18 protein-coding genes are annotated in these 14548 nt (G+C 57.6%); 1 reads left to right on the plus strand and 17 read right to left on the minus strand.

Annotated features, from left to right (window positions below):
• The 7 genes from RT018_RS01000 to RT018_RS01030 all read right to left on the minus strand — a co-directional run.
• Positions 1-952, minus strand: a 952-nt coding sequence (locus RT018_RS01000; protein ID WP_312938669.1) for a hypothetical protein, incomplete at its 3' end; no start/stop codon positions are given.
• On the minus strand, positions 945-1220 hold the full coding sequence (rnpM, locus tag RT018_RS01005) for an RNase P modulator RnpM (protein WP_312938670.1): 276 nt from the start codon (positions 1218-1220) through the stop codon (positions 945-947). The genes rnpM and RT018_RS01000, both read right to left, overlap by 8 nt.
• 24 nt (positions 1221-1244) lie before the next feature.
• Entirely contained in the window at positions 1245-2414 is a 1170-nt protein-coding gene (nusA, locus tag RT018_RS01010) for a transcription termination factor NusA (RefSeq protein ID WP_312938671.1), read from the minus strand.
• 88 nt (positions 2415-2502) lie between these two features.
• The gene (gene rimP / locus RT018_RS01015; RefSeq protein ID WP_312938673.1) at positions 2503-2967 is read right to left on the minus strand and encodes a ribosome maturation factor RimP; all 465 of its coding nucleotides are present in this window, start codon (positions 2965-2967) and stop codon (positions 2503-2505) included.
• Between the two features lie 324 nt (positions 2968-3291).
• Positions 3292-4113 (minus strand): metal ABC transporter permease, encoded by an 822-nt coding sequence (locus RT018_RS01020; protein ID WP_397359457.1) that lies wholly within the window; start codon positions 4111-4113, stop codon positions 3292-3294.
• Positions 4110-4823, minus strand: coding sequence for an ATP-binding cassette domain-containing protein (locus tag RT018_RS01025; RefSeq protein WP_312938674.1), 714 nt, complete (start codon positions 4821-4823; stop codon positions 4110-4112). The genes RT018_RS01020 and RT018_RS01025 overlap by 4 nt, the downstream gene beginning before the upstream one ends.
• Positions 4810-5232 (minus strand): transcriptional repressor, encoded by a 423-nt coding sequence (locus RT018_RS01030; RefSeq protein WP_312938675.1) that lies wholly within the window; start codon positions 5230-5232, stop codon positions 4810-4812. The genes RT018_RS01025 and RT018_RS01030 overlap by 14 nt, the downstream gene beginning before the upstream one ends.
• Before the next feature lie 208 nt (positions 5233-5440).
• Between RT018_RS01030 and RT018_RS01035 the strand changes: the two genes are divergently transcribed.
• The gene (locus RT018_RS01035; protein ID WP_312938676.1) at positions 5441-6358 is read left to right on the plus strand and encodes a sugar phosphate nucleotidyltransferase; all 918 of its coding nucleotides are present in this window, start codon (positions 5441-5443) and stop codon (positions 6356-6358) included.
• A gap of 267 nt (positions 6359-6625) precedes the next feature.
• Here RT018_RS01035 and RT018_RS01040 read toward each other — a convergent pair whose 3' ends face one another.
• The 10 genes from RT018_RS01040 to RT018_RS01085 form a co-directional block, all read right to left on the minus strand.
• The gene (locus RT018_RS01040; RefSeq protein ID WP_312938677.1) at positions 6626-6874 is read right to left on the minus strand and encodes a carbon storage regulator; all 249 of its coding nucleotides are present in this window, start codon (positions 6872-6874) and stop codon (positions 6626-6628) included.
• Positions 6868-7317: a flagellar assembly protein FliW gene (fliW, locus tag RT018_RS01045; protein ID WP_312938678.1), complete on the minus strand. Its 450-nt coding sequence runs from the start codon at positions 7315-7317 to the stop codon at positions 6868-6870. The genes RT018_RS01040 and fliW overlap by 7 nt, the downstream gene beginning before the upstream one ends.
• Before the next feature lie 26 nt (positions 7318-7343).
• On the minus strand, positions 7344-7955 hold the full coding sequence (locus RT018_RS01050) for a DUF6470 family protein (RefSeq protein ID WP_312938679.1): 612 nt from the start codon (positions 7953-7955) through the stop codon (positions 7344-7346).
• Positions 7956-8020: 65 nt separating this feature from the next.
• On the minus strand, positions 8021-9067 hold the full coding sequence (locus RT018_RS01055; RefSeq protein ID WP_312938680.1) for a hypothetical protein: 1047 nt from the start codon (positions 9065-9067) through the stop codon (positions 8021-8023).
• A gap of 14 nt (positions 9068-9081) precedes the next feature.
• On the minus strand, positions 9082-11016 hold the full coding sequence (locus RT018_RS01060; RefSeq protein ID WP_312938681.1) for a FlgK family flagellar hook-associated protein: 1935 nt from the start codon (positions 11014-11016) through the stop codon (positions 9082-9084).
• 32 nt (positions 11017-11048) lie between these two features.
• Positions 11049-11525 carry a flagellar export chaperone FlgN gene (gene flgN, locus RT018_RS01065; protein WP_312938682.1) on the minus strand — a complete coding sequence of 159 codons (477 nt, stop codon included), beginning with the start codon at positions 11523-11525 and terminating at the stop codon, positions 11049-11051.
• Positions 11526-11528: 3 nt separating this feature from the next.
• The gene (locus RT018_RS01070; RefSeq protein ID WP_312938683.1) at positions 11529-11849 is read right to left on the minus strand and encodes a flagellar biosynthesis anti-sigma factor FlgM; all 321 of its coding nucleotides are present in this window, start codon (positions 11847-11849) and stop codon (positions 11529-11531) included.
• Between the two features lie 281 nt (positions 11850-12130).
• Positions 12131-13183, minus strand: a complete 1053-nt coding sequence (locus tag RT018_RS01075) for a chemotaxis response regulator protein-glutamate methylesterase (protein WP_397359462.1) — start codon at positions 13181-13183, stop codon at positions 12131-12133.
• 43 nt (positions 13184-13226) lie between these two features.
• The gene (locus RT018_RS01080; RefSeq protein WP_312938684.1) at positions 13227-14072 is read right to left on the minus strand and encodes a protein-glutamate O-methyltransferase CheR; all 846 of its coding nucleotides are present in this window, start codon (positions 14070-14072) and stop codon (positions 13227-13229) included.
• A gap of 2 nt (positions 14073-14074) precedes the next feature.
• On the minus strand, positions 14075-14542 hold the full coding sequence (locus tag RT018_RS01085; protein ID WP_312938685.1) for a chemotaxis protein CheW: 468 nt from the start codon (positions 14540-14542) through the stop codon (positions 14075-14077).
• Positions 14543-14548: the final 6 nt, after the last annotated feature.

Consider the following 14548-nt stretch of genomic DNA (forward strand, 5'->3'; position numbering starts at 1 on the left):
GATCTCCGCCGGGTGCGCCGAGCTTGCCGTAGGGCTTCCAGTCTCCGCCGGGTGCGCCGGGCTTGCCGTAGGGCTTCCGGTCTCCGCCGGGTGCACCGGGCTTGCCGTAGGGCTTCCGATCTCCGCCGGGTGCACCGGGCTTGCCGTAAGGCTTTCGGTCTCCGCCGGGTGCGCTGGGCTTGCCGTAGGGCTTCCGGTCTCCGCCGGGTACGCCGGGCTTGCCATAGGGCTTCCGATCCCCACCGGGTGCGCTGGGCTTGCCGTAGGGCTTCCGATCTCCGCCGGGTGTGCCGGGCTTGCCGTAGGGCTTCCGGTCTCCGCCGGGTGCGCCGTAGGGCTTCCGGTCTCCGCCGGGTGCGCCGGGCTTGCCGTAGGGCTTCCGGTCTCCGCCCGATTCGCTCCGCTCAAAGGGCTTTCTTCCAAAGCTTTTCCCAGAAGGTGGCTTGCCGCCACCCCGGGCTTGGCGCAAATTCTTCGCCGGGGCCGTTGGCTCCGGTGGTTTTTCCGCTGCTTTAGCCTCGCCGGGTTTGCGCTTTTTACCCCGGCGGAGGTTTTTTTCGTGTAGGGCTTCCTCTGTCTTACGCAAAGAGGCCCGCTGAGCCTTGACTTCCAACCGGTTCGCAGCATCGCCATAGGTTTCCGCGTCCTCATCTGCCAGACGGCGGGCAATGGCGGCGGCAAAGCCCACGTCCGTCACGCCCAGAATCGCACATTCGCCACGGCCCATGGCCTGCCCCAGCTCTTCCTTGGTAAAGGGAAGGCGGAGTTTCATGCACTGGCCCATCTCGGAGAAATGGTCAGCCCTGCGCGCGGTGTTTTCCGCTGCGTCGGACGCCAACAGGAGCAAGCGCACATCCCGTGCCCGGGCAGCGGCCTCCACCGGCTCTTCGCCCACCTCCAGCATCCCGGCCCGCTTGCACAGGCCCAGCGTGGACAACAGTTCTTTACTCATCGGTCCCTCCCAACTGACGCTCCATGGCGTCATATACCTCCGGGGGAATCTGGGCCTCAAAGGCCCGCTCCAGCGCCCGGGACTTACGCGCTTTGCGCAGGCACTCCACATCCCGGCACACATATGCGCCCCGTCCGGGCATGCGGCCCTTATCGTCCAGGCTGACCTGCCCCTCGGGGGACTTGACCACCCGGATCAGCGCCTTTTTATCCTTCATCTCCCGACAGCCCACACACTGCCGCTGCGGGATTTTTTTCACCTTCGGCATGGCGTTTCCCCCGTTTCCGTGCGCTTATTCCGCGTCGTCCGCGGACGAATCGTCCTCTGCGGGCTTCTCGCCTGCGGGGGCGCTCTCCTCCGCCGCTTCCTCCCGGAAGCTCTCGGGCTTGATGTCAATTTTATAGCCAGTCAGCCGGGCAGCCAGACGGGCGTTCTGCCCCTCTTTGCCGATGGCCAAGGACAGTTGATCGTCCGGCACCAGCACACGGCAAGCCTTGCCCTCGTCCGCCATCCAGACGTCCACCACGTCGGCGGGAGCCAGCGCGGCCGCGATAAACTCCGCAGGATCCTCGCTGTACTTCACAATGTCGATTTTCTCGCCCCGCAGCTCGGCCACGATGCTCTCCACCCGCTGGCCCTTGGGGCCAACGCAGGCACCGATGGGGTCCACATTGTCGTCGTTGGACCAGACAGCCATCTTCGTGCGGCTGCCTGCTTCTCGGGAAATGGAGCGGACTTCCACGGTTCCGTCGTAAATCTCAGGAACCTCCAGCTCGAACAAGCGCTTGACAAGACCTGGATGGGTCCGGGAGATCAGCACCTGTGGTCCTCGTGTAGATCGGCGGACCTCCACTACGTAGACCTTGACGTGCATTCCCTCCATCAGCTCCTCGCCGGGAACCTGCTCACCCGACATCAAAAGGGCCTCGGTGGACTCGGTTCCGGTGCCGATGCGCAAAGAGACGTTTCCATTTCTCGGGTCCAGCCGCGTGACCACGCCGGTGAGGATTTCGTGCTGCTTGGAGTTAAACTCCTCATACACCATGCCCCGCTCGGCCTCCCGCAGGCCCTGAATAATCACCTGCTTGCCATTACCAGCTGCAATGCGGCCAAACTCCGTGTTGTCCACGGCGACGTTGATTACGTCGCCAATCTCGTATTTGGCGGAAAGCTTTTTGGCCTCCTCCAAGGGAACTTCGTTGAAGGGGTCAACGTAGTCTTCCTCGTCCACCACGTTCTTCTGGACAAACATCTGAAGCGTCCGGTGCTCCACATCCACGTCCACGATCACGTTATCCACCTGATCCTTGCAATCCCGTTTATAGGCGGTGATCAGCGCCTGGACAATTTTCTCCAGCATAAAGGACTGGGGGATGTTCCGCTCCTTTTCAATCATCTCAAGCGCGGTGAAAATCTCGTCGCAATTCATGCCGACGAGTTCCTTCTGCTTCTTGCCTCTCATTGCCTGTACTCCTTTTATGATATGATACGTCTTCTTCGTCTGTTTTATTTTGCAGCAAAAAATCCGCGCGCCCGGCTGCGGCGCCTTTTCAGGAGAACTCCACCCGCAGGCGCACCAGCGCGGTGTCCGCCTTTTCAAAGGTCGTCTCATTGTCGCCGATGCGCACGGTAACGGCCCCGGTCCCCTCGTCGAAGCCCGTAAGCGTCCCGGCAAATTCCTTCCGTCCATCCCGGTTGCGGTATAGCCGGACGGTCACAGGGCTGTCCATAAAGCGCACGAAATCGCCCGGACGCTTCAGCGCCCGCTCCGCGCCGGCAGAGCCGACCTCCAGCGTATAACTCCCCTCAATGGGGTCCGCCTCGTCCAGCAAATCCGAAACCTTGCGGGAAATGGCCTCGCAGTCCAGAATGTCCACGCCGCCCTCTTTGTCCAGCAAGACCCGGAGATACCAGGTCCCCGCCTCTTTCACGTATTCCACATCCCAGATAGTACAGCCCCGCTCCGCAGCCACGGGGGCCGCCAGTTCGGCGGTGAGCTCCGCAATCTTTTTCATGGAAACGCCTTCCTTTCATACCGTCAGCTTCTGGAAAAGCCTTCGGTCTCTTTTAAATTTCGGCCCCTTAAAAAGGCCGACAAAAAAAGCGGACACAAGGTCCACTCCACACAACTACCATCACTACTTAGATTAGAATATCACGCTTTTACACCAAAATCAAGTGTTTTCTTGGAATTTGCAAAGAAAAACCGTTAAAAAATAAATAAAAACCGGGGCGAACTTTCCGCCCCGGTTTCATTTCCAAAAATTTGATTCGCGTCACTAACGCTTCAATTTCCCGCTGGGTCTTTCGGCGGCAGTCCGCAGACATGCGGCTACCGGTCAACCCCTTTTCCGCAGCCGTTCCATTGTGCAGGCCAAAAGGAAGATCAGCAGATTCGCCGTCACCACCGTGGCACCTACCGGCGTGGATTTCAGATAGGAAATCGTTAACCCCGCGCAAAAGCAGAGCACAGCGGTCGTTCCCGCACACAGTACCACACCCCGAAAGCTGCGAAACAGCCGCATGGCCGTCAGCGCCGGAAAAATTACCAGAGACGAAATGAGCATGGCCCCCATCATTCGCATTCCCAGCACAATGGTCAGCGCCGTGAGGATGGACAACAGTGTGTTGTACAGCTCCACCCGCATCCCGGTGGCCCGGGCAAAATTTTCATCAAAGGTGATGGCGAACAGCCGGTGGTAAAACAGCACGAACAGCGCCAGCACCGCCGCGCACACCACCGCCGCCAGCAGCACGTCCGTTTCCGTCATGGCAAGAACACTGCCAAACATGTAATTGTCCACATCGGTGGTCATGCCCGTGGTGAGCGATATGACCATAATGCCGATGGCAAGGGCGGATGCACTCACCACGGCGATGGCTGCGTCGTTGCCCATCCGGCTGCCGGAGTTTGCCAGCCGCAGCAGAAAAAACGCCGAGAGAATCACCACGGGAATAGAGAAGTACAGCGGCGTAATCCCAAGGGCCACTGCCACGGCCAGTGCGCCAAAGGATACGTGACTCAGGCCATCTCCGATCATGGAGTACCGCTTCAACACCAGCGGCACACCCAAAAGCGCGGCGCAAAGGCTCACCAATATGCCGGCAAGCAGTGCCCGGCGCATAAAGGGCCAGGCAAGCATCCCCATCAGTTCCATCATTGCTCCCCCTTTCGGAAACGGCAGCCCTCCGGGGAGCGGAGATAATCCTCCACCGTGCCGTAAAACCAGCTATTCCGGCCGATGTGCAGCACCGTCCGGGCGTTTTCCAGAGCAGAGCGCAGGTCGTGGGTCACCATGACCACAGCCATGCCCTCTTTTTCGTTGAGATAGCGCAGGGTTTTATAAAGGTCTTGGGCGGCGGCGGGGTCCAGCCCCGTCACCGGCTCGTCCAAAATCAAAAGCCGTCCGGCAGCGCACAACGCGCGTGCCAGAAGCGCCCGTTGCTGCTGGCCGCCGGAGAGGTCCCGGTAGCAACGGTCCTTCAATTCAAGAATGCCCAGTTTTCCAATGGCCTGAATTGCTTCGGTCTTTTGTGCGGCGGTGTAAAAAAAGCCAAAACCCTTTTGGTTTAAAAATCCAGAGAGCACCACTTCGTACACCGTGGCTGGAAAGTCGCGCTGGGCGCGGGTCTGCTGAGGAAGATATCCAATCGCCCCGTTTTTCAGCTCCACCGCCCGGTCAATGCTGCCCTCCATGGGGTGAATGAGACCCAGCAGCCCCTTCATCAGCGTGGATTTGCCCGAGCCGTTATCCCCCACCACGCAGAGGTAATCCCCCGCCGAAACCGTGAGATTCAGCCCCGACAACACCGCCCGGCCCTCGTAGCCCAGAGCAGTATTCCGGCAGACAAGCAGCTCATTTTTCTCCATGGATTTGCTCCTTCTCCGCGCAGGCTTCACACAAACCGGTAAACAGGGTCCGCCGGTGGTCCGCCATAAAATGATGCTCCTTTTGCAGATGCTGGTACAGAGGCTGCAAATGCGTACAGTCCAGATGGGCAATCCGCCCGCAGGACTCGCACTTTAAAAGCAGGCAGTCCTGCTTTTCCTCCCCGGACTGATGTGGGCAATATTGGAAGTAGGCGCCTTCCTCCGTGTTGATTTTATGAACCCAACCCATGGCGGCCAGTTTCTCCGTCTGGCGGTACACCGTGGCAAGGCCCACCGGCTCCCCCAGGCGGCGCAGTTCCGCCGCCAAATCCGCCGCGGACATGGGCGTGCTTCTTCGCCCCTCCAGACAGCTTAAAATTGCCTGCTGCTGTTTTGTGGAATAGGCCATATGCGGCCTCCTTTTTCAAGAATGATAATCATTTTCATATTATAGACCGGCATGAAAAATTGTCAAGAGAAATCGTTTAGCGGTTGCAAAGGACGGCACAACAGTGTATGGTAAGGGCAGGGGCGCAGCACGCGGCCCGCATATTACGTGAAATTACACCGTGGCGCGTTTTGTTTCCCAGGCGGCGCGGCGGACGTATGGAGGGTTTATGAAGGCAGCACTGGTAATCATGGCGGCGGGACTTGGCTCCCGATACGGCGGGGACAAGCAGGTGGACGGCATCGGCCCCAACAATGAGATTTTGATGGAATACTCCGTGCACGACGCGCTACGTGCGGGTTTTGGCAAGGTGGTGTTCATCATTAAACCGGAGATGGAGCCGCTGATGGAGCGCATTTGCGGCGAGTATCTTCGCCGCCGCACCGCAAAGGACGGCTCTCCCGTGGAGGTGGCCTATGCGTTTCAGGACTTTTCCTCCATTCCGGACTTTTATCCGATTCCTCCGGAGCGGACCAAGCCCTTCGGCACGGTTCACGCGCTTTTGTGCGCCGAGGAATTTATTCAAGAGCCGTTCTGCGTAATTAACGCGGACGATTACTATGGAATCGACGCCTATCGTGCCATGTACGAGCAGCTCACGACGTTATCTCCCGAAGGTCACGGGGCCATGGTGGGTTATTTTCTGAAAAACACCGCCAGTCTCCACGGGACGGTTTCTCGGGGAGTCTGCGCCGTGGAGAACGGAAAGCTTCTCTCCGTGCGGGAGGCTTTGAAAATCCAGCTCTATCCCGATGGAACTCTGCGAGATCTGGCGGAGGAGATCTCCCTCTCTCCAGACACAGTGGTATCCATGAACTTCTGGGGCTTCACCCCTTGGATCTTTACCCCCATGCGGGCCTACTTCGAAAACTTTCTTCGCACGGAAGCCGGGGATGACCTGAAAAAAGAGTGCCTTCTGCCCTTGATGGTAGGCAATCAGCTCGAGAGCGGCGGACTGGAAATCTCGGTGCTTCACTCTGCCGATCGCTGGTTTGGCATGACCTACCGGGAAGACCGGGAGCGGGTGGCGGAAGAATTGAAGGCCCTTCACGCCGCAGGGGCATATCCCGCTTCCTTGAAGGGCTGATTTCAGGAGAATTGTATGCGACGTGCATCGGAGCAGACAATTGAGATTTCCGCGCCGCTGCGATGAAAGCGGCGAAAAAAAGTTAAATTCGTTTTCTCCGGCGGCGTGTACGTCGGAGAAAACGCTTCTCAGTCCGCAAGTGTCGCACTGTCCGTTTTGGCGGACAGCGAGGCATGCGGCAGCCCACAATCTTTTTGAGTAAGAAGCCAACACGCCTTCTTACTCAAGCTGAAACGCGCCCCGACCGGTTAGTCAGGGCGCGTTTTCTTATTTCTTCGTCTCTGGGCCACCCTGCCTTGGCAGCAACTCCAAAAGCGCAAGGGGAGATGCCTCCTCTTGCGCGGCCTCCTTGTTGGCGTCCATGGCACCTCGCAGCTCATTGCGCAAAATGGTCAGGCTTTTAGGGGCACTGATAGCAAGCCGGACCCGTCCCCCGGTTTCCACAGAAACCACCGTCACCTCGATTTCGTCTCCAATCAGCACGGACTCTCCGGGTTTCCTCTGCAAAATCAGCATGACGACTGCCCCTCCTGAAATTCCGACAGGCGGTGGCGCATTTCGTAGCCGCCGTCCTCCAGAATTGTCTGTATGGCGGTTCCGGTATCCTCGTTCACTGCGACCGGGCATTTCAGGTTTATCGTACTCTCGGATACGGGCTGGCGCACCACGCACAGCACGTAAAAGCTCAGCTCTTCACTTTTGTCCACACCCATGGTCTTCAACTCTGCCGGACGGAGTTTGGGCGCATAGTCCGGCTTTAGAGAAAAGGGGTTCATCGCCACAAAGGCGAGGCCCGGCGTGGTCACGCTCTGAAAGCACAGCAGTGTTCCGTCACTGTCGGCAAAGGGGAGCAGAAGAAACTGCGTCTCCTCTTCAAAGCCGAACAGACCATCCCGGAAATAGAGTATATCTCCGGCTTCATAGGCGATCCGCCCAAAATATTTTGTCATGAGTTCCATGGGAGGCTTCCTTTCTTTCGCACGCGTCAAACTTCCACGTCAAGGGGGACATACTGCGGGTCTGCCGACGGCGGCACATACAGCGCCCCGCCCACGTACTTAATTACAACATCCGGCTGCTGCGTCACCTCGAACTGAATATCACCGGGAGTAAACTCGAAGTTTCCCTGCTGACTGCGCCAGTCGAAGTTGACCTTGTCCATCTCGTAGCGGATGTTTAGCTCACCCTTGTCCCAGGAAATATCCGCTCCCTGCGTGGGAAGAAACGCAAGTCCCACATTGGTTTTCACATTCCGTGCCTGTGCCTCGGCGGCAAATTTGGTCACCATCTCCTCGCCGATTTTTGCCTGAAGTAACAGTTGACCCTGCCGGGCATAGGTAGCCGTGGCTTCATAGGCGGCCTGTTTCCCCGCCTGAGCATTGTCTTTTATGCGGGTGGCCAGCGTAGGGGTGACGGAATTGCGCGCCTCAAACGTGTCCAAATTCACGCGAATAGGCTTGCTCCGAATGCTCAGGCCGCCCTCGTTCCGGGTAATCTCCATATCCACCGTGGCGCGACTGTACTCCAGCTTCGCGTCCGTGACCCGCATCTCAAGCTCAAGGGGCACCGATTTAATCTCGATAAGTGGATAGGTCATTGCCTTCACTCCTTTTTCACCTTTACAAGCATGACGGGCAGACCTCGCAGGCCCGTCTATGCCCTTTAATTCATATAGTCAATCAGCGACTGGGACAAAATGCCGTTGCCAACCTTCAAGGCCGCGTTATAGCAATACTGCGCCCAGGAAAAATCCGTGATGGCGCTGGCCAGATCAATCTGCTCAATGTTCAGAATCTGCTCGTTGAGATTGGTGGCCAGAAGGGACAGGCGGTTGCTGCTGGTTTCGAGATAGGTGGTGCGCCCGTCCAACGCGGTCCACTGGTTGGTAATTTCGTCAATGCCGTCCTTCAGCTTCCCCGTCAGACGGGTGGCGTCCTCCTTGTCCTGATCCGAAGCCCACGCACCGGTATCTGGATCACAGCGCTTGAAAATATCAGACAGCTTGTTCATGACGGAAGCCATATTCTTGGGGTCACCGTCTGCATCCACGCCATAACCCACAAAGCTCAGCCCACTCAGCGCCCCGTTAAAGGCACTGGCGGAAACCAGCTTTCCGTCCACCTCCGTGAGGCCACTGCCGATGTCTACATAGCTTTCCTCTCCGGACATGGCCTTCAGCTGTTTGTATTCGTCGGTTCCCTCTTCTGCATCCACCCGAACACCCCGGAAGGTCAAGACTTTCTCTCCGCTGATTTCCTCCATTTTGAAGGGCGCGTCACCCAGAGAGTCCTTTCCCCCAAATATAAAGGAAGAGCCGTACTGAGAGTTCAATATCTGCACAATGGACTCCGCCGCGCTGCCGATGACCTCTCCCAGAGGCTGGCGACCGGAGGCGTTGGCATCGTTCAATCCAGCCAGCGCAGAAATCTTTGCCTGTCCGTCCGCAAGGTTGCTCTTAATGCTGCTCAGCGCGTCGCAGGCAGCGGAAAACTTGCTGTTCAAGGTTTGGGTGCTCTTCAACTGGGAGCTGACGCGGGAAAATGAGCGACGCAGCTTGAACGCCTGTGTTGCCGCCGCCGGGTCCTCCGCATAGCTGGTGTAGTTACTTTGGGTCAAAACCTTATTTCGCGTATTATTCAGCGTGGCGGAGGAGCGCGTCAGGCTGGCTCGATATCCCCGCATCGTTCCGTTTGTTGTCACACGGATCATTTTAAATCCCTCCTTTACCGGCCGACTACGCCGGTCCCGTTAATCAGCTTGTCCAGCACCTCGTCAAGTGTCGTCATCAGACGGCAGGCGGCGGCATAGGACTTCTGAAACTGCATCATGTTCATGGCCTCGTCATTCAGGTCCACGCCGGAAACACTGTCCCGGCCCGTCTCCAGCCCTGTGGCGGAAACGGTATAGTTGTTCAGCAGAGTCGTGGTGCTCTTGACATCGTCTGCCAGCGTCCGCTCGATGTTGGTGAACATCCCCTCAAAGGTGCCGCGGAAAAACGGCTTTCCCGGAGAAGCGTTCCCACCGGGTTTATATTCTTGCGTCTTGTCAAATTCCGCCATGATATGGACAATGTTCCGATTGTCACTGCTGCCCACGGTGGCTTTCCCTTCCAGCGCCTCAAACGAGTTTTGCAGAAAACTGGCGCTGAGACTCCAGCTTGAGGAGATGGAGATGTTGGCTGCGGTAATGCCCGAGGCATCGTCACTGGAGCCGCTGCTGCTAAACAGGTTTCCACCCAGCTTACATTTGTCCAACTTGGTGTTAAAAGTGGCATCCCCTGACAAGGCTGAAACCAGCTCATCCAGCGTGTCCCGCGTGGTGGTGGTTGTGGTGGCAGCGTCGTAATAGGAATAGGTTCCGCCCGCATCCTTTGTAATTATTTTTTCCACAGGGTCTGAACCCGGCGTGATGATATTGCCGTTGGTATCTTGCAGGTATCCGGTGTTCGCCGCATTCATCACAGAGGCAAGCTTTTGCGCCAGAGAGTCCAGCGCCTTTTGGTAATAGGGAATACCCCGCTTAGTGGCGGAGTCCGAATCCGCCGCCGTCATGTCTGCGCTGGCAAATTCGCCCGCCTCCGTCAAAAGCTCGCGCCTTGCCTGTAATCCGCCGTAAAGCTCAGTATCACCGAACTGATAGGCCTCCGAAACGCTGCCGTTCTTTTCCTTCAAAACGACGTCGTTGCGGTCCTTCAACTCAGAGACGGTGATTGCGTAAGGCAAAAGAGCCGCGGCAGCAGGGTCTGTAACCGGGGTCCCGGATGCATCCAAGTAAGGCTCCAAAACAGGGGGCGCTGCATTGGGGGCATAGTTGGGGTTTTTCTGAAGTCCGTCCCCCACGGAAAGCTGTCCCACATAGGTGCCGTCCACCAGTTTGGTAGGCGGGTCACCGGCGACCTTAATCACCAGTTTGTCCACGGTCCTTCCCGCTCCCACGCTCACCGGCTCATACGTCACGTCAATCTTCATGTACCCGGACAGCTTGTCGATCAGCACATTCCGCTGGTCCCGCAGTTCCAGTGAATTATCCCCGTACAGCTCACTTTTTTGAATATTTTCATTTAGAGACTGGATGCTTTTGAGAATGTCGTTGACGGCGGCAACATCGTTTGTCAAGCCGTCCGCCTGGTCCTCCTTCACGCCGGCAATCCGCTCAGCATAGCTTCGGAGGATTCCCACCAATGCGTCGGCAGAGGTGCGCGCCAACGAGAGCATTTCCTCCTCCGTGGTCTGGTCTCCGGTCAACTTTGACAGCATATCCCGCAAGTCCTGAAACCGCGCGGCCAGAATGCCTTCTCCCTCCTCGCCGATATCGCCTTTGCCCACCTCGTCCAGAATTGCAGCCAGCTCCTCCAGTCCGCTAAGCTTGGTGTCCATGGCGCCCACGCTGGAATTTTCGTTGCGGAAGCGGATGTCCAGATAGGGGTCCCTGAACTGGGACATGCCCGTAATCAGAACACCGGACCCGCTGGCGCCGCCGAATGCCGAAGCATAACGGTCCACGCCGCCCACCCGCAGACTCACCTGATCCACCCTCTGGCGGGTATAGCCGTTGGTATTGATGTTGGAAATATTGTGTCCCGTCACTTCCAGGGCCTTTTGCGCCGCATAGATGCCCAGACGTGCGGTGGTAAATGCTCCAAAGGTTGTCGACAGCATGTTGCTTTCCTCTCTTTCACATGTGGGCCGGTTCAGGCTCTGAAATCCGTCCTCATGCGGGGCGGAAGCTCAGGAGACGCTTCCGGATAACCCGCGGACGACGCGGCGTCCGGGTCCTCCGCCTGAATCATCTTTTCTATCTGGTGAAGGTTGCACTCCAGCGTGTCCCGCGCCACCTCAAACGCGCCACGAAACAACGCATATTGGCGGCAGAGCTGTTCCACGGTCCGCTTTGTCTCCTCATAATCCTGAGCGGAGGCATAGTCCATCAGACTGCGCAAGGGCACGCCCTCCAGCCCCAGCGTCCGTAGCATAGTCTCCCGCTTCTGGTCGTGGGCGCGCATAGCCAAAGACAGCGCCTGCTCCCGCTTCATGCACTCGTTCAGCCCGTCCAGATCATCTGTGCGGACAAACTCCGTCTTCTCCTGCTCCACGCGGGTAATGTCCTCCAGCGTGTCGCCCAGAGCCTTTAAAAAACCAAGGTATTCCCGAAAATCATTTCTATCCATGACTTATTTCTCCAGCAGCATGGACTTGGCAATGGAAACGGGGTCTAACTGATAGGTGCCGCTTTGAATCTGCTGGCGCACCTGCTGAACACCGCCGATGCTGGAGGATGCCCGGACATCCCGCACAATACGGGCCGCAAGTTCCTTTTGAAACAAGGACCCACCGGAGGACGCCCCGGAAATATCGACCTGATCAAACGCACCGCCGGACTCCTGCCCTTTTTCGGCACCTCGAACGGTTTTGGTGCTTTGCAGATTCTGCGCCGCAGACACCGTCTGCGCATACGCTGCCGCTCCTGCGGCCTCATTGACTATCCTCATCATGCGGCATTTCCTCCGTTTTCAGCGAATCCCTTCCCAACTTCCGGGAAGCGGCTTTTAAATAATTTAAACACGTCTTGGGGTGACACCGCACATTGCGGCGCAGCCTCCTATGTCTACCCTTTATTTCGGCAGTTACGCAAAAAACATAATACGGCAATTCAAAAAAAGTGGAAAACCTTATAATTTTGGTAAATTTTGAAGAAGATTCATGCAAGGGGGCTTTCGGCAATGCCGAAAGCCCCCTTGTTTTATGATTGTTGCACAGCCGCACCCGCTGCTTTTCATAGTTCCCGCAGGCGGCGAAGCAGCATCCCCGCAATGTTTTCGCAGGACGCCTGGATCTGTACCGCGCCAATGTCAAAGGCCACCATGGGCATTCCGTATACGACGGAGGACTCCTTGTCCTGTCCAATGGTATAAGCCCCGGCCTTCCGCATGGCCAAAAGCCCGTCCGCTCCGTCGCGGCCCATGCCGGTCATGATAATGCCCGTCATGGGGCCTTTCACGTTCTCCGCCATGGAATGGAACAGCACATCCACCGATGGGCGGTGTCCGCTGACCTTGTCGCCCGGCTTGCATGTCACACGGTATCGGTTTCCCGACCGCACCACGCGGCACTGAAAATCTGCCGGAGCCACCAGAGCGAGTCCACGGTGCAGCTCGTCGCCGTCCACGGCCTCCCGCACCTCCATGGCGCAGATTCTGTCCAGCCGCTCAGCGTACATTTTTGTAAAGCCGGGGGGCATGTGCTGCACGATGACCATGGGAGGAATGTCCGCCGGTAGGCGGCGCAGCACCTCCAGTGTGGCCTCCGTTCCGCCGGTGGAGGCCCCCAGACCGATCACTGTCCCATCCAGCGCGGACCTCGGCCCAAGCGGGGACCCGGGCTCCGCCATGGCCTCCACCCGTGCAGTTCTGGCTGGGCGGCCCGGGCGAACCTTTGCATAGGCAGAAACCACGATTTTCTGAGCCAGCGTGTTGATAAATTCCGCCTTGCTCTGAGTCCCGTCCGGTTTGCGGACGAAATCCACCGCCCCGGCGTCCAGCGCGTCGAACACGCGCAGGTTCAGGGACGACACCAGAATTACCGGCACCCGATAAGCCGGAAGTAACTTGCGAATCAGCTCGATACCGCCCATTCCCGGCATTTCCACGTCCATGGTAATGACGTCCGGTTGAAGCTCTCCCACCTTTTGCAGGGCATCCGCCGCATCCACGGCAAACCCGGCTATCTGGATGTTCGGCTTTGCGGAAAGCCCGCTGATGATATAGCTCCGCGCCACGGCGGAATCGTCCACCACCATCACACGAATTGTGTTTCCCGACATTGCCATTGTGTCTCTCCTTTTCCGCGTCAGGCTTTATACGTTGAATTCCCTAGCGCTTCTGGAAAGTGGCCGGTGCCAGATAGCGATATCCGGGATTACGGCCCATCGTTTCCGAATGGCCGATTAAAAGGTATCCTCCGGGTTCCGTTGCATCGCAAAAGCGGGCAACCAGCTCGTCCTTTGTCTGCTGGTTGAAATAAATCATCACATTGCGGCAAAAGATCACGTCGAACTTCAGCCGGAAACGGATGGGGTCCATCAGGTTGAAGGTGCGAAAAATCACGTTGTCCCGAATAACGGGGGCCACCTGATACTGCCCTTCTTCCGCAGAAGGAACAAAAAATTTGGATTTCCATGCCGCTGGAATGCTATCCGGAAGGGCGTACACTCCCTTCTGGGCCTTGTCCAGCGCCTGCTGGGAGATATCGGTGGCCAGCACCCGGGTATCCCAGTGGGCAGCCTCCGCTCCCAAAAAGTCTTTTACATACATGGAAATCGTATACGGTTCCTCGCCGGAGGCGCAGCCCGCGCTCCAGATGGAGAGCATCCGCTGACCTTGGCGGCGCTTTACCACATCCGGAAGGATGGTGTTACGAAAAAAATTGAAATGCTCCTGCTCCCGCATGAAAAACGTGTAGTTGGTGGTGAGCTTGTTGATGACAAGCTCAATATCGCCGGAGTCCTGCTTTTCAAGCACTTGATCAATAAACGGGCCGAAGCCGGAATACCCCTTCGCCTTCACCGTGTAGGAAAGCCGCCCGGAGATCAGCTGCCGCTTTTTGCTCAGGTCGATTCCATAGTGCTGCTGAATGAAATTCACCAGCCGCCGGAAGTCTCCATCGCTGATCTCCATAGGGGCAAAGGAGGATGCCGTGTTCTTCTGCTCTTCCCCCATATTCAGTGCTCCAGCAGTGCCGCCGCGTCCAACTCCAGCATGGTCCCGCCGTCAGGCAGAGAACTCATGCCGCACATCAGCTTTTGCCCGTTGGTGGAGGGCATGGGCAGCAGCGAGCTGCGGGGCAGCTTCACCATCTGATCCACCCGGTCCACCAAAACGCCCAGTTGCATTCCGTTGATATTCAGCACAATCACGGACTGCTCGTCAGCGGAGGGCTTCCCCAGCCGCAAACGGATGCTGATGACGGGAACCACCTCGCCCCGCAGATTGATAATACCGCACACATAGCCCGGCAGCATGGGCAGCGGCGTGATACTCTGATTGATCAGGGCCTCCACCACGCAGTCCACGCGGATACCCACCCGCAGCGCATCGCACTGAAACACCAGAAATTGCTCCATTTCCTCTGTCAGAGCCGCCCGTGCGGAGGTTCCATCCTCCATAAAACTCATCACTTGGTTATTCATACTTTC

The organism is Oscillibacter sp. (genome assembly GCF_032060045.1).
In the GTDB taxonomy this organism is placed as follows: Bacteria; Bacillota; Clostridia; order Oscillospirales; family Oscillospiraceae; genus Oscillibacter.

Bases quoted from the DNA above. Each gene is read 5' to 3' on its own strand.
- flgN (WP_312938682.1), bottom strand. From the start codon at position 11,525: ATGGATAGAAATGATTTTCGGGAATACCTTGGTTTTTTAAAGGCTCTG.
- RT018_RS01025 (WP_312938674.1), bottom strand. From the start codon at position 4,823: ATGGAGAAAAATGAGCTGCTTGTCTGCCGGAATACTGCTCTGGGCTAC.
- fliW (WP_312938678.1), bottom strand. From the start codon at position 7,317: ATGGAACTCATGACAAAATATTTTGGGCGGATCGCCTATGAAGCCGGA.
- RT018_RS01035 (WP_312938676.1), top strand. From the start codon at position 5,441: ATGAAGGCAGCACTGGTAATCATGGCGGCGGGACTTGGCTCCCGATAC.
- RT018_RS01085 (WP_312938685.1), bottom strand. From the start codon at position 14,542: ATGAATAACCAAGTGATGAGTTTTATGGAGGATGGAACCTCCGCACGG.
- RT018_RS01040 (WP_312938677.1), bottom strand. From the start codon at position 6,874: ATGCTGATTTTGCAGAGGAAACCCGGAGAGTCCGTGCTGATTGGAGAC.
- rnpM (WP_312938670.1), bottom strand. From the start codon at position 1,220: ATGCCGAAGGTGAAAAAAATCCCGCAGCGGCAGTGTGTGGGCTGTCGG.
- RT018_RS01055 (WP_312938680.1), bottom strand. From the start codon at position 9,067: ATGATCCGTGTGACAACAAACGGAACGATGCGGGGATATCGAGCCAGC.
- RT018_RS01075 (WP_397359462.1), bottom strand. From the start codon at position 13,183: ATGGCAATGTCGGGAAACACAATTCGTGTGATGGTGGTGGACGATTCC.
- RT018_RS01060 (WP_312938681.1), bottom strand. From the start codon at position 11,016: ATGCTGTCGACAACCTTTGGAGCATTTACCACCGCACGTCTGGGCATC.
- RT018_RS01020 (WP_397359457.1), bottom strand. From the start codon at position 4,113: ATGATGGAACTGATGGGGATGCTTGCCTGGCCCTTTATGCGCCGGGCA.
- RT018_RS01030 (WP_312938675.1), bottom strand. From the start codon at position 5,232: ATGGCCTATTCCACAAAACAGCAGCAGGCAATTTTAAGCTGTCTGGAG.
- rimP (WP_312938673.1), bottom strand. From the start codon at position 2,967: ATGAAAAAGATTGCGGAGCTCACCGCCGAACTGGCGGCCCCCGTGGCT.
- RT018_RS01050 (WP_312938679.1), bottom strand. From the start codon at position 7,955: ATGACCTATCCACTTATCGAGATTAAATCGGTGCCCCTTGAGCTTGAG.
- nusA (WP_312938671.1), bottom strand. From the start codon at position 2,414: ATGAGAGGCAAGAAGCAGAAGGAACTCGTCGGCATGAATTGCGACGAG.
- RT018_RS01080 (WP_312938684.1), bottom strand. From the start codon at position 14,072: ATGGGGGAAGAGCAGAAGAACACGGCATCCTCCTTTGCCCCTATGGAG.
- RT018_RS01070 (WP_312938683.1), bottom strand. From the start codon at position 11,849: ATGATGAGGATAGTCAATGAGGCCGCAGGAGCGGCAGCGTATGCGCAG.